Annotated in this window: 22 protein-coding genes, 1 other RNA gene and 1 other annotated feature; of the genes, 12 read left to right on the forward strand and 11 right to left on the reverse strand. The window is 52.5% G+C overall.

Annotation, left to right across the window (positions count from 1 at the left end):
- Positions 1–30: 30 nt before the first annotated feature.
- A complete protein-coding gene (gene dnaX, locus ACFL9S_RS16580; RefSeq protein ID WP_405262994.1) occupies positions 31–1,956 on the reverse strand; it encodes a DNA polymerase III subunit gamma/tau in 1,926 nt (641 codons plus the stop codon).
- Positions 631–692: a sequence feature (DnaX frameshifting element), on the reverse strand. (Overlaps the previous gene by 62 nt.)
- 495 nt (positions 1,957–2,451) lie before the next feature.
- Here dnaX and ACFL9S_RS16585 point away from each other — a divergent pair.
- The gene (locus ACFL9S_RS16585; protein WP_405262995.1) at positions 2,452–6,024 is read left to right on the forward strand and encodes an autotransporter outer membrane beta-barrel domain-containing protein; all 3,573 of its coding nucleotides are present in this window, start codon (positions 2,452–2,454) and stop codon (positions 6,022–6,024) included.
- Positions 6,025–6,075: 51 nt separating this feature from the next.
- Here the strand turns inward: ACFL9S_RS16585 and ACFL9S_RS16590 are convergent, their stop codons facing one another.
- From ACFL9S_RS16590 to ACFL9S_RS16600, 3 genes are all read right to left on the reverse strand, one after another.
- Positions 6,076–6,678 (reverse strand): Ail/Lom family outer membrane beta-barrel protein, encoded by a 603-nt coding sequence (locus tag ACFL9S_RS16590; RefSeq protein WP_405262997.1) that lies wholly within the window; start codon positions 6,676–6,678, stop codon positions 6,076–6,078.
- A gap of 202 nt (positions 6,679–6,880) precedes the next feature.
- A complete protein-coding gene (apt, locus tag ACFL9S_RS16595; protein ID WP_405262998.1) occupies positions 6,881–7,432 on the reverse strand; it encodes an adenine phosphoribosyltransferase in 552 nt (183 codons plus the stop codon).
- A 156-nt stretch (positions 7,433–7,588) separates the two neighbouring features.
- A complete protein-coding gene (locus ACFL9S_RS16600; RefSeq protein WP_405262999.1) occupies positions 7,589–7,966 on the reverse strand; it encodes a DUF454 family protein in 378 nt (125 codons plus the stop codon).
- A gap of 66 nt (positions 7,967–8,032) precedes the next feature.
- On the opposite strand from ACFL9S_RS16600, the gene priC reads away from it, so the two are divergent.
- The 3 genes from priC (at position 8,033) to rsmS (ending at position 9,068) form a co-directional block, all read left to right on the forward strand.
- A complete protein-coding gene (gene priC, locus ACFL9S_RS16605; protein WP_405263000.1) occupies positions 8,033–8,569 on the forward strand; it encodes a primosomal replication protein PriC in 537 nt (178 codons plus the stop codon).
- Between the two features lie 66 nt (positions 8,570–8,635).
- Complete coding sequence (locus ACFL9S_RS16610) at positions 8,636–8,881, forward strand: GlsB/YeaQ/YmgE family stress response membrane protein (protein WP_405263001.1); 246 nt, start codon at positions 8,636–8,638, stop codon at positions 8,879–8,881.
- A gap of 37 nt (positions 8,882–8,918) precedes the next feature.
- Positions 8,919–9,068 (forward strand): pleiotropic regulatory protein RsmS, encoded by a 150-nt coding sequence (rsmS, locus tag ACFL9S_RS16615; RefSeq protein ID WP_405263002.1) that lies wholly within the window; start codon positions 8,919–8,921, stop codon positions 9,066–9,068.
- A 7-nt stretch (positions 9,069–9,075) separates the two neighbouring features.
- Here rsmS and acrR read toward each other — a convergent pair whose 3' ends face one another.
- On the reverse strand, positions 9,076–9,714 hold the full coding sequence (acrR, locus tag ACFL9S_RS16620; RefSeq protein ID WP_405263003.1) for a multidrug efflux transporter transcriptional repressor AcrR: 639 nt from the start codon (positions 9,712–9,714) through the stop codon (positions 9,076–9,078).
- 141 nt (positions 9,715–9,855) lie between these two features.
- On the opposite strand from acrR, the gene ACFL9S_RS16625 reads away from it, so the two are divergent.
- The 4 genes from ACFL9S_RS16625 (at position 9,856) to ykgO (ending at position 14,783) form a co-directional block, all read left to right on the forward strand.
- Positions 9,856–11,058 (forward strand): efflux RND transporter periplasmic adaptor subunit, encoded by a 1,203-nt coding sequence (locus ACFL9S_RS16625; RefSeq protein ID WP_405263004.1) that lies wholly within the window; start codon positions 9,856–9,858, stop codon positions 11,056–11,058.
- 16 nt (positions 11,059–11,074) lie between these two features.
- Complete coding sequence (gene acrB / locus ACFL9S_RS16630; RefSeq protein WP_405263005.1) at positions 11,075–14,227, forward strand: multidrug efflux RND transporter permease subunit AcrB; 3,153 nt, start codon at positions 11,075–11,077, stop codon at positions 14,225–14,227.
- A gap of 142 nt (positions 14,228–14,369) precedes the next feature.
- Complete coding sequence (locus ACFL9S_RS16635) at positions 14,370–14,630, forward strand: type B 50S ribosomal protein L31 (RefSeq protein ID WP_405263006.1); 261 nt, start codon at positions 14,370–14,372, stop codon at positions 14,628–14,630.
- 9 nt (positions 14,631–14,639) lie between these two features.
- Positions 14,640–14,783, forward strand: coding sequence for a type B 50S ribosomal protein L36 (ykgO, locus tag ACFL9S_RS16640; RefSeq protein WP_012442195.1), 144 nt, complete (start codon positions 14,640–14,642; stop codon positions 14,781–14,783).
- A gap of 121 nt (positions 14,784–14,904) precedes the next feature.
- Here ykgO and ACFL9S_RS16645 read toward each other — a convergent pair whose 3' ends face one another.
- The 4 genes from ACFL9S_RS16645 to ACFL9S_RS16660 are packed head-to-tail and all read right to left on the reverse strand — an operon-like array spanning position 14,905 to position 17,460.
- Positions 14,905–15,783, reverse strand: coding sequence for a metal ABC transporter substrate-binding protein (locus tag ACFL9S_RS16645; protein WP_405263007.1), 879 nt, complete (start codon positions 15,781–15,783; stop codon positions 14,905–14,907).
- Between the two features lie 2 nt (positions 15,784–15,785).
- The gene (locus tag ACFL9S_RS16650) at positions 15,786–16,649 is read right to left on the reverse strand and encodes a metal ABC transporter permease (protein ID WP_405263008.1); all 864 of its coding nucleotides are present in this window, start codon (positions 16,647–16,649) and stop codon (positions 15,786–15,788) included.
- Positions 16,646–17,335, reverse strand: coding sequence for a metal ABC transporter ATP-binding protein (locus ACFL9S_RS16655; protein WP_405263009.1), 690 nt, complete (start codon positions 17,333–17,335; stop codon positions 16,646–16,648). Before ACFL9S_RS16655 ends, ACFL9S_RS16650 begins: the two co-directional genes overlap by 4 nt.
- Positions 17,335–17,460, reverse strand: a complete 126-nt coding sequence (locus ACFL9S_RS16660) for a hypothetical protein (protein ID WP_405263010.1) — start codon at positions 17,458–17,460, stop codon at positions 17,335–17,337. The genes ACFL9S_RS16655 and ACFL9S_RS16660 overlap by 1 nt, the downstream gene beginning before the upstream one ends.
- Positions 17,461–17,746: 286 nt before the next feature.
- Between ACFL9S_RS16660 and ACFL9S_RS16665 the strand changes: the two genes are divergently transcribed.
- From ACFL9S_RS16665 to ACFL9S_RS16675, 3 genes are all read left to right on the forward strand, one after another.
- Positions 17,747–18,100 (forward strand): hypothetical protein, encoded by a 354-nt coding sequence (locus tag ACFL9S_RS16665; RefSeq protein ID WP_405263011.1) that lies wholly within the window; start codon positions 17,747–17,749, stop codon positions 18,098–18,100.
- Positions 18,101–18,247: 147 nt separating this feature from the next.
- The gene (gene tomB / locus ACFL9S_RS16670) at positions 18,248–18,628 is read left to right on the forward strand and encodes an Hha toxicity modulator TomB (protein ID WP_405263012.1); all 381 of its coding nucleotides are present in this window, start codon (positions 18,248–18,250) and stop codon (positions 18,626–18,628) included.
- Between the two features lie 29 nt (positions 18,629–18,657).
- Positions 18,658–18,876, forward strand: coding sequence for an HHA domain-containing protein (locus ACFL9S_RS16675; RefSeq protein WP_133845760.1), 219 nt, complete (start codon positions 18,658–18,660; stop codon positions 18,874–18,876).
- Between the two features lie 66 nt (positions 18,877–18,942).
- Here the strand turns inward: ACFL9S_RS16675 and ffs are convergent.
- Positions 18,943–19,039, reverse strand: an RNA gene (gene ffs, locus ACFL9S_RS16680) — signal recognition particle sRNA small type.
- Between the two features lie 133 nt (positions 19,040–19,172).
- Here ffs and ACFL9S_RS16685 point away from each other — a divergent pair.
- Positions 19,173–19,487, forward strand: coding sequence for an MGMT family protein (locus tag ACFL9S_RS16685; RefSeq protein ID WP_405263027.1), 315 nt, complete (start codon positions 19,173–19,175; stop codon positions 19,485–19,487).
- Positions 19,488–19,514: 27 nt separating this feature from the next.
- Here ACFL9S_RS16685 and ACFL9S_RS16690 read toward each other — a convergent pair whose 3' ends face one another.
- Positions 19,515–20,072 carry a YbaY family lipoprotein gene (locus tag ACFL9S_RS16690; RefSeq protein WP_405263013.1) on the reverse strand — a complete coding sequence of 186 codons (558 nt, stop codon included), beginning with the start codon at positions 20,070–20,072 and terminating at the stop codon, positions 19,515–19,517.
- Positions 20,073–20,260 lie beyond the last annotated feature (188 nt).

Here is a 20,260-nt window from a genome sequence, read left to right on the forward strand (position 1 = left end):
GCCGCATCAACGTAGCTGCGATGCGGCGGGTTAAACAGGTCGGATACTTTCTTCATCCACATCAGCATCGAAAAACCGACGCAATGTCTGAATATGAGTATCAGAGATAATAGACTGACGCGCCTGCGCCAGCTTCTCTTCATAGATTTTTTGCCGCCATTCCAACGGCGTCAGCACAGCAGGATTATCATCTTCCACCACGGTTAATTCAATGGGGTGTCCGGCAGTCGCATTCAAGGCTTCGCTCAGCGCTTTTTGCGCTGACGGGGAGTTCAGGTGGCGCTGACTTGTGCGTAAATGCAGGCATATACCGCTATCAGTCTGCTCTTTCCAGGCATTCAGTGCCAGTTGCTGCACCAGCTTTGGGATGGTCAGCAAGGCAATTTCAGCGGCCCAGGGATCGCGTTCCAGCGACTCAGCCACCAGCTTGACCATCAGCTCCGGGTTTTTTTCATGCTCCAACGCGGTACGTAATGCTTTTGGCGTAGCGACCGACTCCGTCTTCACTTCTGTTGGGTTTTGTGCTTTCCAACGATACGCTTCTTCCTTTACAGGAACCACTTCAGCTGCGGCCTGTTGCAGGCGTTGCTGCCCGCGTTCGGTAACCGCAGCAAGGCGCTCCAGTGCCGAACTCGCCGGCCGCGCGCCCTGCGCTGCCGGCTCAGTCTTTTTTGGCTTACTCGCCCCCTGGTGGCGCAACAGTTGCGTTCGCGCCTGAAGGAGCTGGCTGGTGGAGTCGGGTAATGCCTGGGAAGGTGGCGCATCTTGAACCGGTGACGATGCAACCGAGTGGGGTACAGGCTCTATTGTAGGTTCTGCCTGGGTCTGCAATGTCATGGTCGGGCGCGCGACCGGATCGGCGATCACCGCTTTAGGGTGAAAAGCCAGTGCACGCAGCAGCGTCATTTCCACGCCCATCCGGCGGTCCGGTGCCAGAGGCAGCTCTTTTCGGCCAACTAACAACGTCTGATAGTAGAGCTGAACATCAGCAGGCGGCAATACCCGCGCCAGCTCACGCAGCCGCTGTTCAATGGCGGCCATATCGTCGCCCAGTGCAGAAGGTAACAGTTGAATCATTGCCACACGGTGCAGCAGCACCAGCATTTCTACCAGTAGCGCTTCCCACTCAACACCGCGCGCAGCGGCCTGGTTAAGTAACGCCATAACCTGCGCACCATCGGCATGGACCAATGCTTCGATCATCGCCAGCGGCTGCTCATCGTCAAGCGTACCCAGCATGTCATTGACCGTGGAGGTGGTGACCTGCCCCTGCCCCATCGCAATAGCCTGATCGGTCAGGCTCAGTGCATCACGCATACTGCCGTCGGCGGCACGCGCCAGCAATTGTAATGCGCGGGTTTCAGCACTGATTTGCTCGGCGTGCAACACGTGCTCAAGCTGACCACGGATCTGCTCCTGATCCAGCGCTTTCAGATGGAATTGCAGACAGCGCGATAAAATCGTTACCGGCAGTTTTTGCGGATCGGTGGTCGCCAGTAAAAATTTGACGTGTTCAGGGGGTTCTTCCAGCGTTTTCAACAGCGCGTTAAAGCTGTGACGCGAGAGCATGTGGACTTCATCGATCAGATAAACTTTAAAACGACCGCGTGCCGGGGCGTATTGCACGTTATCCAACAGATCGCGCGTGTCTTCCACTTTCGTTCGCGAGGCGGCGTCGATTTCAATCAGATCGACAAAACGGCCCTGTTCGATCTCCCTGCAATTATCACACTGTCCGCAAGGGGTAGCCGTGATGCCCGTTTCACAGTTCAGTCCCTTTGCCAGTAGACGGGCGATGCTGGTCTTTCCGACGCCACGAGTGCCAGAAAAAAGATACGCGTGATGGATGCGGCCAAGGGACAAACCATTAGCCAACGCGGTCAGAACATGTTGCTGACCGACTACCTCAGTAAACGCTTGTGGACGCCACTTGCGGGCCAGTACCTGATAGCTCATTAAGACTTCATCATTATTTTAAAAATTACTTACCCAAACCTTGAGAAACCGCAGTTTAGCCTGTTGACGGGTATCAGCAAAATCAACCGAGTTCACGGCAGATTAGCGGATTAAGGGAGTGTACTATAACAGAAGGTCTATCTGTCGCCATGCTGTTACACGCTTTATTTTGCCGTACAAGCCCGCTCATTTTCAGTGCAAACGGGCGAAAAAAGCCCATCAATTAACAATAAATCCAAAATTCGTTTTACCACTAAAATTAACACTAAGTGCTAACTCCCCCGCCGAAGGATGTGGCAGATTGTCCCTGATTTTTGCTTCCAAAGCACAGGATGTGCTTTCCCCCTGACGTTTAAAGGATTAACAGTGCACCAACACTTCCACACCTCTGATAACGCAATCCTTCGGTATTCCATGCTGCTGGAGAATAGGTGCTGCCTTTCTTTCAAAAAGTCGCCGCACCACAAGGATCTCTACTTATTAACGGATTAATTTATGAAACCTACAACAGCTAAACAGCTCACCGATTTTCCACTTAAAAAACATAGCCTGCTTTCCTCCCTTTCTACGCTGGCACTTCTGTCGCTGCCAGTATTTAGCACCCTCTCTGTTACATCAGTCACCGCAGCTGAGATCCATCTTGGCGTAGCCGGAACTGCGGGAGCCAAAGGAGAAGAAGGGGTAGCTGGTGTGACGGGCAGTAAACGTAAGAGTGCAGCGCCAGGAACGAATGAAACCCAGACCATCAGTCAAATGACAGGAAGTCACACGATTACGCTAGGTGGTAAAGGTGGCAACGGCGGTGATGGGGGGGATGCCGGCCTGAGCGGAAGTGCAGGTAACGGGAGTCACGGAGCCAAGGGTGATGATGGCCAGAATGGCGATCACGGTGAAGACTATAACGAGAATAATGGCAAAAATGGCAGTTCAGGTAGCAATGCCAACCCAGTCAGTAACGGCACCAGCGGTACCCGCGGCACTAAGGGGGGCAACGGTACTTCCGGACAGACTGGTGGTAGTGGGACACTAACCGTTGAGGGTGGCAATGCCTCGTTTAACTCGATCACTGTGGGCAGCAACGGTGGAAATGGGGGGACAGCGGGTAAGTCCTCCGTTGGCAGTCCCGGAGGCACCGGTGGCGATGGCGGTAAAGGGGGTAACGCTGGCAATGGCGGTAACGGCGGCGACGGGAGTAATCAAGAGCACATTAATGGTGGCGATGGTGGCAACGGTGGCAATGGTGGCGCAGGCAGCGCGGGGGGTATCGGTGCTGATGGGTCACACGGTTCACAAGGTGGCAACGGAGGCCAGGCTGCCGGAGGCGGTGACGGCAAGCTCACGCTAAATAACGGTAATTTTTCTGCTGATAAGATCATCTTAGGGGGGGCAGGTGGTCATGCTGGCGCTGCCAGTGACGGTTCTTCTGGTGGTCAGGGCGGCAACGGTGGGCAAAGTACTGGTGCTGGCAGCGCCGGGGCCGACGGCCAGAAGGGTAAGGATGGTTACAATGAGTTTTCTGGCCATACACACCCAGGCGGTTCTGGTGGTACAGGTGGTACCGGAGGCAGCGGTGGTAAAGGGGGCAACGGTGGTCAGGGCGGTGCCGGTTCAATGGGAAATGGAGGTGGCAACGGCGCTCAGGGTGGGCATGCCGAATTGACACTAAACCAAACTCACTTGACGGTAAAAAATCCTCTACAGGCTGGCGGTGCTGGGGGCAAAGGTTCTCGCGGTGGTGACGGCGCGGCAACGGGCATAAAGGGTATCTCACCATCCGGTATCGGTGGTATCGGTGGTATCGGTGGTATCGGTGGAGATGGCGGCGTTGGTGCCATTGGCGGCAATGGTGGCAATGCCGCAATCAACGTCAAAGCCAGTAACCTCACGCTTAACTCGATGACCCTCGGAGCTGACGGGGCCAGCGGTGGCGCTGGCGGAAATGGCGCATCAGATGCTATCGGTGGTCAAGGCGGTGCAGGCGGTCACGGCGGCAGCGCCACCTTGAATGTTGAGGATAGTCAAATTACTAACAGCGGCTTCCTCCAATTGGGGGCAAACGGCAACCTGGCCGGCAATGGTGGCACCGCGACCGACAGTACTGATGCAGGTCTGGGTGGCAACGGTGGCAACGGTGGCAATGGGTCCGCTCTGTTAAAAAACAGTAGCGGCCAGATCGCCACTGACATCGTGCTCGGTGGCAAAGAGGGTGGACAGAACGCTGAATCCGGTCTTGCGGGCAGTGGCCAGCTCACCATCGAAAGCGGTAACTACACCGCAGACAGCTTAACCATTGGCCAGGCGGACACTCGCTACGGCAGTGAAAACCAGTACCTGCAAACTGGTGGCATCTTCACGACCGAACACACCGGGTTGCACTCCGGAGCGCTACGCGTTAACGGCGGGATGTTAGCCAGTACGCATCTTGACGCCTCACAGGGGCAGCTGGATGTCACGGGCCAGGGAACAGCGATTATCGGAACACGTGAACTGAACGCTGAACGCTGGCAGCGAGGTGCCGGGTGGATGGCACAACAACAGTCCGCACCGTTTGCCGGCACGCTAGCTATCGCGGCAGGTGAAACTGTCGATTTGTCCAGCCCGGATCTTCACTGGAGCATTGGCAGCAACAGCCATCTGAATCGATTCGATGATGCATCGCTGACTATTGTTTCCGCGAAACCCTATGTGGACCAGGGTTCATCCGCCCTCCTGATCGGAGACGGTAGCGTGGCCTCCGGTGCGAAGATGCTGGTCATTGCAGATGACAATCTAAAAACTGGGGAAAGTTTCATTGCCAGCGAAGGAGGCAATGCGACTGATGGTTTCTGGCAACAACAGAATATTACCAGCAGCAGCCGCCTGTTCAATATGGGCAGTAATGCGGAAGGTAACGCCCACCATCTGACCGCTGAACGGAACAGCCAGACGCTTCTGCCGCAGGATACACAGGACCTGATGGCCAATATGGCTAAAACACAAGGTGTGAATACTCACTCTGATGATGCGAGCCAGCGTTTCATCTCTCAGACAATGGATATCCGCTATATCAGCGAAGATGTTATCGCCAGCAAAATTGTGCAGTCCGCATTGCATATCGCCTCTATCGTTGGCGTTCAGCACAGCACCTTTATGGCGCTGTCAGCTGCTGGCCAGGCGGTTGAGCATCATCTTTCTGGCATTGCACTGATGCCAGAGGCGCAGGCAGCGACTGGCGCTACTCTGTGGGCAACGCTGCTGTCCGATAACAGCAGTTCACGAGGGTTCTCTTCAGGACGTTGGCAGGCTCGCTCTTCCGCGAATCTCGGTGGACTGGCATTAGGGAGTGATTACCGCTTTGATGCTAGTGATTTTGGCATGGTGACCACCGGTCTGGCGCTGAATGCGGGCGGGGGTAAAAGTACCAGTCACGGCAACGTCAGTCCGACGCGCAATGACTTCAACTTCTGGGGAGGCTCGCTGTATGGCAGCTGGCAGCAGGGTGCGCTGAATGTAATGGCAGATGTCAGCTACACCGGCAGCCGTAACAGAATGAAGCAGCAAAGTTCAGCAGAGGTGGATGGTGGGTCACTGCGAGCCAGCATGAACAGCTGGGCGATGAGCAGTGGCATCAGGGCCAGTTATCAGTGGAATAACGAACTGGCCGATGTGACACCGCATGTGGGCATACGTTATACGCGCCTGAAAAGCGAGGGGTTCACTACGCATAACCAACTGGGAAGCTTGTTTGAAACGGCGGGCGACGCGCAGGATATCTGGTCATTCCCGCTGGGCGTTTCACTGTCTAAAACGTTCACAACCAAAACAGGCTATCAGGTTAAGCCTTTACTGGACCTGACATGGACCGGCAACAGCGGTGATGTCAGAGCAAAAAGCCGCAGCTGGCTACCGGGTGAGGAAGCAAGTTACTCAATGACCGATTCAAGCATCACCGATCATTCGGTGTTCACCGGTAACATTGGCGTTGAGCTGTCTCACAACCAATTGTCTTACCGCCTTAACTACCAGTTGAATGAGTCATCGCACATCACCGATAACATCATTCATGCCGGGATCAGGGTCACATTCTAATGGTTCCCAGGGGCAGCTTCGCTGCCCTTTTTTGCGCTTTTCGTATTCAAATCAGAAGCGATACCCCACCCCAACATTAAACCCGTTGCTGGACGTCCTCTGCACGTGCCCGGCCTGGTAACCGACATCCACCACTACGTTATCTATCAGGTTAAACTGCACTCCTGTTCCCCAGGCAAAGCGCGCATCAAAAATTTTATAGCGCCCGGAACTGTCCCCGCCAGGGTTATGGTAGTCAGTCCTGTTAGTGCTGCTTTCCCAGCCCGCCCCTCCCAGCAGGTAAAGGCTGGCCCAGTTCGTCGCCCGCCACGCAGGCCCGATCATCAGGCTGTAGTAACGCACGCGGTGGTGCTTTACCTCTCGGATGTCTCCTACCCCGACACTCTGGCTCCCCCTACCGCTCATGCCGCTAAAAGAGACCATCGCACTCAGAGGCAATTCCGGGATTTCATAACGATACTTGGCGTTGGCCCCTTTCATTGTGCTGAAATGTGAGATGTGGCTTTCGGTGTAACCCAACGTGAAAGAATGCCGCCCACTGACGCTTTCTGGTGGGTAGTCCTGCTGTAACGTGTTGTGTAGTGTACTGGCAGCAACCTCTTCAGCCCCGGCAAGCAGGGGAAAAAGCAGCAATGCAGTGGTGATTTTTTTCATTTCACTCTTCCCTGAACCCTGTGAATTCACAGCCTGATGATGATAGCTGTCGTATTTTAAAGCAGGGAATCAGTCGATCGCCGCGAATCGTGCCGAACTGCGGGCCAGCGCATTTATGGTATTGGGAATGTTGGCTGATGGATATGGAAGCGGGAAACAGAAGGAGTGGTAACAAGGCCGGGTTAACCCGACCTCATCAAGCTTAGTGACCGGGGAAGTTCACCAGACTGTAGCTTTCGATACCCTGCGCTTTCAGGCGAGATTCGCCCGTCAAATCAAACAGGTTAATGATAAATGCAGCATCTTTCACGCTGCCACCGGCGCGACGAATCAGCTTCACCGTTGCATCAATGGTGCCACCGGTTGCCAGCAGGTCATCAATAACCAGCACAATATCGCCCGGCTGAATCGCATCACAGTGCAGTTCCAGCGTATCCGTGCCGTATTCCAGCTCATAGGTTTCAGCAAAGGTTTTACGTGGCAGTTTGCCCGGCTTACGCACCGGCACAAAACCTACGCCCAGTCCAAGCGCAACCGGGGCGCCGAACAAGAACCCTCGCGCTTCAGTGCCCACTACTTTGGTGATGCCAGCGTCACGATAGCGTTCAACCAACAGTTCAATGCTCAATGCAAACGCTTTCGGGTCTTCCAGCAGGCTGGTCACGTCACGAAAGAGAATACCCGGCTTAGGATAATCCGGGATGCTTTTGATACTGTTTTTAATCAATTCAAGCTGCTGCGCAGTCGCGGTCATAATGTTATGCCTGGTAAATACAAATCTGACTCGCGCAGCTTCATTTCACTCTGCGGCAGGGTTGCCGGGTGAAATTCAGACGTTGAGGGGAAGCCGCGCACGAAAACGACCAAATCTATGCAAACCGCCGGACAATTGCAACCGCGTTAAGCAAAATCACAACTTTTCTTGCCCTTCGTCAACCACCGGTAAACAAATCATAAACACCAGCAGTGCGCAGAGGATCGCCAACAGTAAGAGGCGCACCCAAAGGATCTTGACCATCCATAGCGAAAAAGCAAAGGTGAGCAACGTAAACAGGATCGCCCTGCCCTTGGCGCCTGGAGGCATCGCCCGGTGCTGCTGCCAGTGGCGCAAATATCGACCAAATACTGAGCGGTGCAGCAGCCAGTAATGAAAACGCGGTGAAGAACGGGCAAAGCACCAGGCGGCCAGCAGCAAAAATGGCGTGGTTGGCAGCAACGGCAACACCACGCCCAACGTGGCTAACACCACGGCGAGCCAGCCCAAAACAATAAGAATGTAACGTTGCATGGCACACCCGGAAAAATGTCTCAGAATCAGAGTATCATACAGCGCATTACCACCACGGAGAATAAGATGAAAAGCGCAGGTTTACTGCAACAACTCGATATGCAACTCGAACAACTTGCGCGTGCCGTGGAACCTCATGCCAATAATCGCACTGCGCAGGCGCGCTTCGATATCAAATTATTTCACTGCCACACCACGCGACTGGGCGATTACTTACTGGAAGTCCGCCAGACGATGGAACAGCTCAAACAAAGCGTACGTGATAACCGCATGGAGAGCGTGGCCTGGATGGCAGAACGGGTGGTAATGCAGATGAGCGCCCTGCAACGTGAGCTGGCGACGCAGAAAATGCGTCGCAGCGAATCACGCCCGGTTCCGGTCAAAGAGAATTTGTATGAAAAACTGGCAGAGCATCAGGATTTTGAACGTCGCTTACGTGCCATGATCATCGACCGTGAAAGCCTGCTGGCCGTGCAGGAAACGCTGGCGCAACAGCAACAGTTACAGCGTGAAGTGGCTGCTCTGGAGGGACGGTTACAACGCTGCTTGCAAGCCATCAAGCGAATTGAACACAACATTGAAAATCGCGAACGTAGCAGTTAGCCTCGTCTTATCCCTTGCCAGATCGGGAACTATAATAATCATATTCTATGTCGCTGGAGAGCAGAAATGGGTCTGATTTCCTGGATAATCATCGGTCTTCTGGTGGGCTTTGTTGCTCGCTATTTTTTTCCTGGCCGCCCGGGTGGTCTGGTGCCCACATTGGTGCTTGCCGCTGTGGGGGCATTGATTGGCGGCTATATCAGTACTTATATTCATGGCGGAACGCTTGCCACCCTCGACCCGCGTACAATGCTGACGGCGCTGGTGGGGGCACTGCTGATGACGGGCATCGTCAAAATTTTACGTATCTGACCACTCATGGTGCGGGTTCAGAAATAAAGGAGAAAGTATGTCGCTGGAAACCGCGTCGGAAGAAGTCAAACTCGCCGTTGATTTGATTATGCTGCTGGAAGAAAATCACGTCGCACCAGAAATCGTACTGGCTGCGCTGGCGATCGTAAGGCGGGATTTTGAACAGAAAGTCGCCAGCCAGTCATAATCAGCGATTATATTGGCTTACGTAGCGTTGGGCAGAGCGCCAGCATATCAATAAGCGTCGATACTAACTGTGGCGCATCCTTTGCCAAATCAAAGCTGTCTGGCATAAATAACCAGTTCTCCATGATGCCACTGATGTAGCCACGCATCACAACGGCAGCACGTCGAGTGTCCAGATTTTCGGGTAGTTGTTTTGCATCAATGCACTGAGCTAAAACCTCTTCTATCTTTTCATAACATTCCAGATAGAGATTTTGTTGCATCAGTTGTAGGGTAGTCATTTCTCCAACAAACTCACATTTATGGTAAATAATTTCCATAAGTGCACGTCTTCTTGGGTCACTGGCCGTTGCGTCAAGGACATACAGCAACATTGCACGCATAACAGAAAGTGGATCAGAAGGATATTTTGATTGATACTCAAGCTCCAGGTCCGCCATTCCGGATTCGGATTGCGCCCAGATTTCATTCAGCAAATCAGTTTTATTTTTGAAATGCCAGTAGATTGCACCCCGCGTCACGCCAGCACTTGAGGCAATATCCGCCAGTGACGTTTTGGAAACGCCATGTTCAGAAAAACGTTCGATAGCCGCATCGATGATGTGATTGCGCGTTTCCTGCGCCTGTTGTTTGGTATTTCGTGCCATGAGGGTGTGATTTACAAAGAGTTAGACTTACATACATTTCCGAATGTATGTACCATATCACGACCATAATTTAAACGCAGCAATGGGTTTATGGGTTTGTAATCCATTGAACAATCGATATCGAACACTCGAGGTTTATTTATGAACAAAAACAGAGGGTTAACGCCTCTGGCGGCCGTTCTGATGCTCTCAGGCAGCTTAGTGCTAACGGGTTGTGACAACAAAGAATCACAGCAGGCCGGACAGCAACAACAGGCACCTGAAGTGGGTATCACAACGTTGAAAAGCGCCCCGCTTAAAATTACTACCGACCTGCCAGGTCGAACCTCATCGTTCCGTATTGCAGAAGTTCGCCCACAGGTATCTGGCATTATTCTGAAACGTAACTTCGTTGAGGGTAGCGATATCAAGGCCGGCGAGTCTTTATATCAAATTGACCCCGCCACGTATCAAGCGGCTTACAGCAGCGCAAAAGGTGATCTGGCACAGGCACAAGCCAATGCACAAATTGCCGCATTAACGGTAAAACGCTACAAACCGCTGTTAGGCACCAAGTACATCAGCCAGCAGGACTATGACACGGCAATGGCAACGCAAAGCCAGACCGCCGCTGCCGTTCAGGCTGCTCAGGCCACAGTAGAAACTGCACGCATCAACCTCGCCTATACTCGAGTGACCTCGCCTATCAGCGGTCGCATCGGTAAATCGTCGGTGACGGAAGGCGCGTTAGTCGCCAGTGCGCAAACCACTGCGCTGGCAACCGTACAGCAGCTTGACCCTATCTATGTTGATGTGACCCAATCCAGCGAAGATTTCATGCGCCTGCGTGATGAGCTGAATGCCGGCAAACTTCAGCAAGCCGACGGTAAAGCTGAAGTCAAACTACTGATGCAAAATGGTAGCGAATACGCCCAGAGCGGAACATTAGAATTCTCTGATGTCACTGTAGATGAAACCACCGGTTCCATCACATTACGTGCCGTGTTCCCGAACCCTGATCACAGCCTGCTGCCAGGTATGTTCGTGCGCGCCCGTCTGGATGAAGGCACCAACCCGAATGCGCTGTTGGTTCCTCAACAGGGTGTTACCCGTACGCCAACCGGTCAGGCAACTGCTATGGTCGTGGGCGCGGACAACAAGGTTGAAGTCCGTAATCTGACTGCCGACCAGGCATTTGGTGACAAATGGCTGGTATCTGCTGGTCTGAAAGATGGCGATCGTGTGATTGTAACCGGTCTGCAACGCGTGAAACCTGGCGCAGCGGTAACGCCTCAGGAAGTCAGCAATGACAGCGCCAAAGCAGGTTCCGAGTCTCAGGCGAAGTCTGAACAACCGAAGTCTTAACAGGAGCCACTGAGACATGGCTAAGTTTTTTATCGATCGCCCCATCTTTGCCTGGGTAATCGCCATCATTATTATGTTGGCGGGTGCGCTGTCGATTCTTAAACTACCGATCGAGCAATATCCAAACGTTGCTCCAACGGCAATTGAGGTCACAGCAACCTACCCAGGTGCTGATGCGAAAACACTGCAAGACTCCGTCACGCAGGTTATCGAACAAAACATGAACGGCATCGACGGCCTGATGTATATGGGCTCCAGCAGTGACTCCTCCGGGACGCTGCAGCTGACGCTGACCTTCGAATCAGGGACTAATGCTGACATCGCCCAGGTACAGGTGCAGAACAAACTGCAACTGGCGATGCCGCTACTGCCGCAGGAAGTGCAACAACAGGGGATTAAGGTTCAAAAATCCTCCAGCAGCTTCCTGATGGTCGCCGGTTTCATCAATGACAACGGCACCATGACGCAGAACGACCTCTCCGACTATGTCGGGTCGAATATTAAAGACCCTATCAGTCGAGTGTCAGGCGTGGGTGATACTCAGCTGTTCGGTGCACAGTACGCTATGCGCATCTGGATGGATCCCCACAAGCTCAATAACTACTCACTCACTCCCGTTGATGTCATTAGTGCCATCAACACTCAGAACGCCCAGGTGGCAGCAGGTCAGCTAGGTGGTTCACCTCCGGTGAAAGGCCAGCAGCTTAACGCCTCCATCATTGCGCAGACGCGTCTGACATCAGCAGAAGAGTTCGGTAAGATTCTGCTGAAGGTTAACAGTGACGGTTCACGCGTACGTTTGAGTGATGTCGCGCACATTGAGCTGGGTGGTGAAAACTACGAGATTATTGCCCGTTATAATGGACAACCGGCTTCCGGTCTCGGGATTAAGCTGGCGACCGGTGCTAACGCCCTGGATACTGCCGCTGCGGTTAAAGCCGAACTCACCAAGCTGGAACCTTTCTTCCCTGCCGGGATGAAAATCGTTTACCCGTATGACACCACGCCGTTCGTTAAGATTTCGATTAACGAAGTAGTGAAGACGCTGATCGAAGCTATCGTGCTGGTGTTCCTGGTGATGTATCTGTTCCTGCAAAACTTCCGCGCCACGCTGATCCCTACGATCGCCGTGCCAGTCGTACTGCTGGGGACGTTTGCCATTATCAGCGCCTTCGGGTATTCGATAAACACACTGACGATGTTCGGGCTGGTGCTTGCCATCGGCCTGCTGGTGGATGACGCCATCGTGGTGGTGGAAAACGTCGAGCGTGTCATGGCCGAAGAGGGCCTGCCGCCGAAAGAAGCTACCCGTAAATCGATGGATCAAATCCAGGGGGCGCTGGTTGGTATTGCCCTTGTGCTGTCTGCCGTATTTATCCCGATGGCGTTCTTCGGCGGTTCTACCGGCGTTATCTACCGTCAGTTCTCAATTACCATTGTTTCTGCGATGGTGCTGTCGGTAGTGGTTGCGCTGATTCTGACCCCTGCACTGTGTGCCACGATGCTGAAACCGATTGCGAAAGGCGATCACGGTAAGACGACTGGATTCTTCGGCTGGTTTAACCGCCTGTTCGACAAGACTACCAATCACTATACCGATAGCGTTGGCCACATCGTTCGTAGCACCGGTCGTTATCTGGTGATTTATCTGCTGATTTTCGTGGGCATGGCCTTCCTGTTCCTGCGCTTGCCGACCTCCTTCCTGCCGGAAGAAGATCAGGGTGTGTTCCTCACAATGGCTCAGCTCCCTGCCGGTGCGACTCAGGAACGTACTCAGAAAGTGCTGGATCAGGTGACGGATTACTACCTGAATAAAGAGAAAGCCACGGTTAACTCAGTGTTTACCGTAAACGGCTTTGGCTTTGCAGGTCGTGGTCAGAACACCGGTATTGCCTTCGTGAGTCTGAAGCCTTGGGAAGATCGCCCTGGTGCCGATAATAAGGTTCCGGCGATTGCCGGGCGGGCAATGGGCGCGCTTTCCGTCATTAAAGATGCGATGGTGATCCCGTTCAACCTGCCAGCAATTGTTGAACTGGGTCAGGCAACAGGCTTTGACTTCCAGCTGATTGATCAGGGCGGTTTGGGTCATGAAAAACTGACTGCCGCACGTAACCAGTTGCTAGGTATGATTGCCCAACATCCCGATGTACTGGTTGGTGTTCGTCCTAACGGATTGGAAGACACACCGCAGTACAAACTGACTATCGACCAGGAAAAAGCACAGGCGCTGGGGGTATCGCTGTCTGATATCAACACCACACTGGCAGCAGCCTGGGGTGGTTCCTACGTCAATGACTTCATTGACCGTGGCCGCGTTAAGAAAGTCTACGTGATGGGTGAAGCACCTTACCGTATGTTGCCTGGCGATATCAGCAGCTGGTATGTGCGTTCTACCAGCGGCGAGATGGTGTCATTTAACGCCTTCGCGTCGGCTAACTGGGTTTATGGTTCGCCACGTCTGGAACGTTATAACGGCCTTCCATCAATGGAGCTGTTGGGGCAACCAGCACCGGGCAAAAGCTCGGGTGAAGCAATGGACCTGATGCAGGATCTGGCTTCGAAGCTGCCAACCGGGATTGGTTATGACTGGACGGGTATGTCTTATCAGGAACGTTTGTCTGGTAACCAGGCCCCGGCGCTGTATGCCATATCTCTGATTGTGGTGTTCTTGTGTCTGGCAGCGCTGTATGAGAGCTGGTCAATTCCATTCTCTGTCATGCTGGTGGTGCCATTGGGTGTGGTCGGTGCGCTGATCTTCACCACCCTGCGCGGGTTAAGTAATGACGTTTACTTTGTCGTGGGGCTGCTAACAACCATAGGGTTGTCGGCGAAGAACGCCATCCTGATTGTCGAGTTTGCTAAAGACCTGATGGAAAAAGAAGGCAAAGGGCTGGTTGAGGCCACACTGGAAGCGGTGCGTATGCGTTTACGTCCAATTCTGATGACCTCTCTGGCCTTTATCCTGGGTGTTCTCCCGCTGGCAATCAGTAGCGGTGCAGGCTCCGGTGCCCAGAACGCCGTGGGTACGGGCGTAATGGGTGGTATGGTTACTGCAACCGTCCTGGCGATCTTCTTCGTTCCTGTGTTCTTCGTGGTGGTTCGCCGCCGCTTCAGTAAGGACAAAGAGGATCTGGAACACAGTCATCCGGTTGATTCACAGCATCACTGATCAACGCTGAGTTGATATGAATGAGAGGCTGCCTTCGGGTGGCCTCTTTTTTTTGCTCTTTCTCTGCCCTTTCTGCGGTTGCAATTTAACAATCAGCGGCGCATACTGATGTTATATTATAACATTACATTAGAGGTAGAAAATGAAACAGGGTATTCATCCTGCTTACCGCAAGGTGGTATTCCATGACACCACGGCTGATGCTTACTTTGTGGTGGGTTCCACCATCAAAACTGACCGTACGATCGAACACGAAGGCAAACAGATGCCATACGTCCTGCTGGACGTATCTTCTGCCTCGCACGTTTATTACACCGGTAAACAGAAAGATTTTGCTAAAGAAGGCAGCGCAGCACGCTTCAGTCAGCGTTTTGGCGGTTTCCTTGGCGCGATGAAAAAATAAGGAGCCATAATGCAGGTATTAAGTTCACTGGCTTCGGCCAAAAAACGTCACAAAGATTGCAAGATTGTTCGCCGTCACGGCCGTGTATTTGTTATTTGTAAGAGTAACCCACGCTTCAAAGCCGTACAGGGCCGGGGCGGGAAGAAACGCTGATAACTGTCACCATGTCGTCATGCCAAAGGGGATTGCTTATGCAATCCCCTTTTTTAGCTCTTAAACCGGCAGTCTCAGCCAGCCTCTTTAAAACAGTGGCCGGGCGAACCCGGCACACGGTTTACTTCATGCTGCTGACCATCGCATTCACATTATGTTTAAACGCTGCAACGTAACTGTCAGCAGGCCCACCCTTTGCAGACAACGCCTCTGGATAAAGCTCTCCGCCCGATTTAGCGCCACCCGAGGACGCAATCTGTTTCACCAGACGCGGGTCGGTCTGGTTTTCAATAAAGTACACGTGGATTTTTTCGTGCTTCAGCTGGGTAATTAACCCGGCAACGTCAGAGGCGCTGGCTTCTGACTCCGTAGAGAAACCCACCGGTGACAGGAACTTCACACCATAACGCTGGCCGAAATAACCAAACGCATCATGGCTGGTGAGTACCTTACGTTTCTCCTGCGGGATTGTACTGAATGCCTTCTGCGCCCAGCTATCCAGCTGCTTCAATTGTTCAATATACGCGCTCCCGTGCTGACGGAAATAATCCGCATCCTCCGGGTCTGCGGCAATCAGCGCATTCATCACATTGGTGGCATAAGTCACACCATTCTGCATACTGTTCCAGGCATGTGGATCAGTAATGGTCTGGCCATCCTCCTCCATCTTACGGGTATTGATCCCACTGGACGCAATCACCGTCTGGCCTTTGTAGCCAGATGCGGTAATCAGGCGGTCCATCCACCCTTCCATCCCCAAACCACTGACAAAAACCACATCGGCATGAGCCAGCGCCTGGCTGTCTTTCGGCGTGGGTTCAAAGCTGTGCGGATCGCCATTTGGCCCTACCAGACTTTTGACAGCGACATGCTCACCACCAACATTTTTCACGATGTCTGCCAGCACGGTAAAGCTGGCGACTGCCTCTACTGTTTTTGCCATCGCCAACGGGGCGGCCATTAATGCTGATAACGCCAGCGCTACAGGTAACTTCTTCATGCTTACTCCTTCGCCATAGACAATGTTTTGCGTGAGGAAAAAATTCCGCCGCAAGGTCCGATTAAAATAGAAATAAAGAATAAAATTGCCGCGCTGAGCACCACAGCAGGCCCGGCGGGTAATGAGAGATAAAATGAGGCGTAAAGACCACCAAAGCTGGCGGCCGTCGCCAGTAGCATTGCCGCCACCAACGTGCCGGAGAGGTGCCGACTCCAGAAACGTGCGCTGGCCGCTGGCAGCATCATCAGCCCTACGCTCATCAGCGTACCGAGTACCTGAAAACCTGCCACCAGATTCACCACGACCAGCACAAGGAAAATGCCGTGTACAAGTGGTGAAGCCCAACGGTTCTGGGCACGTAAAAAAGTGGGGTCAAACGCGTCAATAACCAGCGGTCGATAGATCAGAGAAAAAATAAGCAGCGAAACGCCACTGATGGTGCTGACCAGCACAATAGAGGGAACATCCACTGCCAGCAGCGAGCCAAATAGCACGTGCAACAGATCCACGCTGGAACCTCGCAATGACACCAGCGTGACGCCCAGCGCCAGTGAGCCGAGGTAGAAACCGGCAAAACTGGCATCCTCGCGCAAAGGGGTATAACGACTCACTGCACCGGACAAAAGTGCAACCGTCAGCCCGGCGATGGCACCACCAATGCCCATCGCCACCAGTGAGAGACCGGAAAGCAAATAGCCAATCGCCGCACCGGGCAGAACCGCATGGGATAACGCATCCCCTACCAGACTCATGCGGCGCAGTAGAAGAAAGACGCCCAGTGGAGTGGCACTGAGCGACAACGCCACGCAGGCAACCAGCGCACGGCGCATAAAACCAAATTCAATAAAAGGTTGCAGCAGCATCATGCGCTGGCGCCTCCACTGCGGCCGAAGTTCAGCCCGGTTACCCCGCAGTCGCGGCATGACCACTCGCTGTGTTGCTCTTTCAGACGCAGTACCTGTGGGAAATGCTGTGCCACCGTCGCCATATCATGCAGAACAACAATCATTGTGCAGCCCGCCCGATGGCGCTCTGCCAGCAACGCCAGCAGCAGCGCAATGGTGTCGCTATCAACGCCGCTGAAGGGTTCGTCCAGCAACAGTAATTCAGCATCCTGCACCAGCAGTCGGGCAAACAGCACGCGCTGGAGTTGACCTCCTGATAACGTGCCCGGAGCCGCTTCCGCAAAGGGAAGCATGTTAACGCGATCCAACGCAGACAGAGCCTGTTGACGCTGTTGACGGGTGATCCCTCTGAACCAGCCGCAGTGCCGCCAGAACCCCATGACCACCAGATCAAACACGGTAAGCGGAAAGCTTTTTTCAATGTCAGAGTGTTGTGGCAGCCAGGCAATGGAGGGGCGCGGCGTGGTGAAACTGACCGATCCACTAACAGCAGGCAACATCCCACATAAGGTTTTCAATAGTGTTGACTTGCCACAACCGTTTGCACCGACCAGCGCCGTCATGCTGCCATGAGAAAATCCCCCCTCCAGCACCGGGGTTACTGCACGGTGCTGATAGCCAACAACAAGTTGATTGAGTACGATCATCAGATAATTGCCCACCAGGTGAGTAGGAACAGCAGGCTCACCAGCAGCACGGTAAGGACCATGCGCAGCCACGCCGGGCAACTCAGCAGCGTGCCAAGGCGTAAAAACAGGGGAGAGGAATTCATAGGAGTAACACTATAATGTTATAACATAACAACAAAATAGCGCGAATCGGGCAGTAACGGTAAAGTAAAAATGTATCTAAGTATTTCACCTCAAGATAAGGAACGCGCTCATATATATATTAATAAAACTCAACAAGTCATTACATCTTTCACCACGAAAGCATTTAGCGATAAAATAATTAACTGACAAATCATAACCATAGACTACACTTCATTTATACAGTGGTGTATTTTACCGTCAGCGACAATTACCCTGATTAGTAAACATTAACTCTGTGGAGAAAAAATGCGCAAAACCGTACTGTTAAAATATCGTCAAGATGAGATTGATCCACTAGAATTAACGCAAGAGATACAACAGATAATTCCCAAAATAGAAGATGACCTTGTGGGATCTCTTGAATGGTATTCATCAAATGCGCGATATGTTCCCGGCAGTATCAGAATTATTTCCCTGGAACATTTGGAGCAATCGCGTTATAAACTTAACTATAGTTTTCACTGGAACGTGTTCAATGCCTGCCTGGATATTGATGCATTTGAAACAATCCACCAGTCGGTCAATTTTAGCGTTAACGCAGATGCGCTGGTGTTTGATTTCATTGATAACGAGCGTAATGCCATGTCTGATGAATTGTAATAATGAGTCAAATGCTTAACGTTTATTTTAAAATTAGTTATATTTTGTATAGATAACCTTAGTTGAGTTTTATTTATCACTTCCTGGCACACCATGTTTAAAAGTGCGGTCAAATAGCATGTTTCGCAAGCTTAGGAGGGGAAAAAGATGGACGAATACTCGCCGAGAAGGCATGATATTGCCCAGCTTAAATTCTTGAGTGAAAGCCTGTACGATGAAAGCCTTGCGACTTTAGGCGATAGCCATCATGGCTGGGTTAATGATCCTACCTCTGCTGCCAATCTACAGCTTAACGATCTGATTGAGCATATTGCAGCATTCACGATGAATTACAAAATTAAGCACATTGAGGATAGTGATCTGATAACTCAGGTTGATGAATACCTTGATGACACCTTCATGTTGTTCAGCAATTACGGCATTAATGCTCAGGACTTACAGCGCTGGCAGAAATCAGCAAAGAGACTGTTCAACATTTTCGCAGAAGAATGTGCAACGAGTCGAACGCAGACCAGCCATTCCTTTTAGCAACCCATTACTTTTTCTACGGTTTAATAATGACAGACAAACTTTTAACGAAAACTGATTATCTTATGCGCCTCAGGCGTTGTCGTTCTATCGACACGCTTGAGCGCGTGATTGAAAAGAACAAGTACGAATTATCTGATGACGAATTAGCCATATTTTATTCTGCTGCCGATCACCGTCTGGCTGAACTCACCATGAATAAACTTTATGACAAGATACCGGTAGCGGTATGGAAGTTTGTTCGCTAATGAGTCTGTGGCTGGGCTGATTTGAGTAGGGCGGGAAAAGCTGGCAAGGGCAGAATTGGGTGGGGGCCCTGCCAGCTACATCCCGGCACACGCGTCATCTGTTACGGCTGCTTCCTTCCGGATCTGACCGAGTTCACAAATTAGCATTGCGGGAGAACCAACCGGGCCCCCATTGAGTGCCCTGGGTAACCAGAGCGCAGGCATTATCAATGATGCCCCTGCCAATTGCAAGCCACCTCGGGATGAACGTTGGTTTCTTGCACGATCTGCAGTTTATTTCCCCGCTATGGAACACCATGACCTTCGAAGACGATAGCTTTCAACAACGCATCTATCACATTGTCGCTGCCATTCCTTTTGGCCACGTGACCACTTACGGCGAAATCGCGCAGTTAGCGGGGTCTCCGCGTGCCGCACGGCAGGTGGGAGGCATACTGAAACGTTTACCTGCGGGTAGTAAACTTCCCTGGTACCGAGTGATTAACCGCAAAGGCGAGATCTCACTGGTAGGTGACGATCTGGGTCGACAGCGTAGTGCATTAATGAGCGAAGGGATTGACGTCTCCCCGGAAGGAAAAATCGATCTCAAACGCTACCGCTGGCAACCGTAGTAACGCCCCTTTCGGGGCGTTCAGACGTTACAGTGAGGTCGGTGCCGGTACGGCAGAAGAAGGGGAAACCTGCGTTGGTGACGTTAACGGCACCGTTGTGCTGGCTCCGCTCTGCGCTGGTACAGCCATGGAAGGCACAGGCACCAGGGTCAGATCCTGATGTGTCCCACCGGTGGTCACGACCTGCTTCACCGTATCGGTAATAAACAGCATTTTACCATCGACCGTCACAGCGGCACTCAGCAGAATGCGCGCCTTGGGTTGGATGTCTGCCGGATTAAACGGCAAGGTAAACTTGAAAGGCGCCTGCTTGCCTTCGGTGCGCACGGCACGCTGCGACAGCACTTTCGATGGTGCATCCGCCAGCGAAGCATCGGACAGTGTCACGGTGAGTACCGCATCCGGTGGCAGAGCCACTCTTTGGCGGATCCAGACCGTACCGCTCACGTTAGGCTGTTGCATGGTCGTCTGCTGGCCCGCCACCTGGGAGCCGAGCGTCGGCGTCGGCACATCTTTGCTTTTATCAGCACAGCCTGAAATCGCTACAACCAGCGCCGCACCACTTAATACATGCCAAAATTTCATTGATAGTTTCTCCTTTCGATCAATGCTTACGGCAGTCACTCCACCGTCAAAAGACAGTTTTTACTGTCAGCGTAGCTTTAATTCTGGCACAAGTTGCCGATTTTTTCCTGGAAGCACTGCCAGTCTGGCTTTATCGGCTTTCCACACAGATCGCAGAAACAGTCGTTGACGCTAACTGGTCGGATCTC

Source organism: Erwinia sp. AnSW2-5, assembly GCF_045107195.1.
GTDB lineage: Bacteria > Pseudomonadota > Gammaproteobacteria > Enterobacterales > Enterobacteriaceae > Erwinia.

Coding starts and splice junctions, on each gene's coding strand:
- ACFL9S_RS16650 (WP_405263008.1), bottom strand. CDS start 16,649: ATGATGCTGCTGCAACCTTTTATTGAATTTGGTTTTATGCGCCGTGCG.
- ACFL9S_RS16665 (WP_405263011.1), top strand. CDS start 17,747: ATGCGCAAAACCGTACTGTTAAAATATCGTCAAGATGAGATTGATCCA.
- ykgO (WP_012442195.1), top strand. CDS start 14,640: ATGCAGGTATTAAGTTCACTGGCTTCGGCCAAAAAACGTCACAAAGAT.
- ACFL9S_RS16690 (WP_405263013.1), bottom strand. CDS start 20,072: ATGAAATTTTGGCATGTATTAAGTGGTGCGGCGCTGGTTGTAGCGATT.
- ACFL9S_RS16685 (WP_405263027.1), top strand. CDS start 19,173: ATGACCTTCGAAGACGATAGCTTTCAACAACGCATCTATCACATTGTC.
- ACFL9S_RS16645 (WP_405263007.1), bottom strand. CDS start 15,783: ATGAAGAAGTTACCTGTAGCGCTGGCGTTATCAGCATTAATGGCCGCC.
- acrB (WP_405263005.1), top strand. CDS start 11,075: ATGGCTAAGTTTTTTATCGATCGCCCCATCTTTGCCTGGGTAATCGCC.
- ACFL9S_RS16590 (WP_405262997.1), bottom strand. CDS start 6,678: ATGAAAAAAATCACCACTGCATTGCTGCTTTTTCCCCTGCTTGCCGGG.
- ACFL9S_RS16660 (WP_405263010.1), bottom strand. CDS start 17,460: ATGAATTCCTCTCCCCTGTTTTTACGCCTTGGCACGCTGCTGAGTTGC.
- ACFL9S_RS16585 (WP_405262995.1), top strand. CDS start 2,452: ATGAAACCTACAACAGCTAAACAGCTCACCGATTTTCCACTTAAAAAA.
- ACFL9S_RS16635 (WP_405263006.1), top strand. CDS start 14,370: ATGAAACAGGGTATTCATCCTGCTTACCGCAAGGTGGTATTCCATGAC.
- rsmS (WP_405263002.1), top strand. CDS start 8,919: ATGTCGCTGGAAACCGCGTCGGAAGAAGTCAAACTCGCCGTTGATTTG.
- dnaX (WP_405262994.1), bottom strand. CDS start 1,956: ATGAGCTATCAGGTACTGGCCCGCAAGTGGCGTCCACAAGCGTTTACT.
- acrR (WP_405263003.1), bottom strand. CDS start 9,714: ATGGCACGAAATACCAAACAACAGGCGCAGGAAACGCGCAATCACATC.
- ACFL9S_RS16625 (WP_405263004.1), top strand. CDS start 9,856: ATGAACAAAAACAGAGGGTTAACGCCTCTGGCGGCCGTTCTGATGCTC.
- apt (WP_405262998.1), bottom strand. CDS start 7,432: ATGACCGCGACTGCGCAGCAGCTTGAATTGATTAAAAACAGTATCAAA.
- ACFL9S_RS16600 (WP_405262999.1), bottom strand. CDS start 7,966: ATGCAACGTTACATTCTTATTGTTTTGGGCTGGCTCGCCGTGGTGTTA.
- ACFL9S_RS16655 (WP_405263009.1), bottom strand. CDS start 17,335: ATGATCGTACTCAATCAACTTGTTGTTGGCTATCAGCACCGTGCAGTA.
- tomB (WP_405263012.1), top strand. CDS start 18,248: ATGGACGAATACTCGCCGAGAAGGCATGATATTGCCCAGCTTAAATTC.
- ACFL9S_RS16675 (WP_133845760.1), top strand. CDS start 18,658: ATGACAGACAAACTTTTAACGAAAACTGATTATCTTATGCGCCTCAGG.
- ACFL9S_RS16610 (WP_405263001.1), top strand. CDS start 8,636: ATGGGTCTGATTTCCTGGATAATCATCGGTCTTCTGGTGGGCTTTGTT.
- priC (WP_405263000.1), top strand. CDS start 8,033: ATGAAAAGCGCAGGTTTACTGCAACAACTCGATATGCAACTCGAACAA.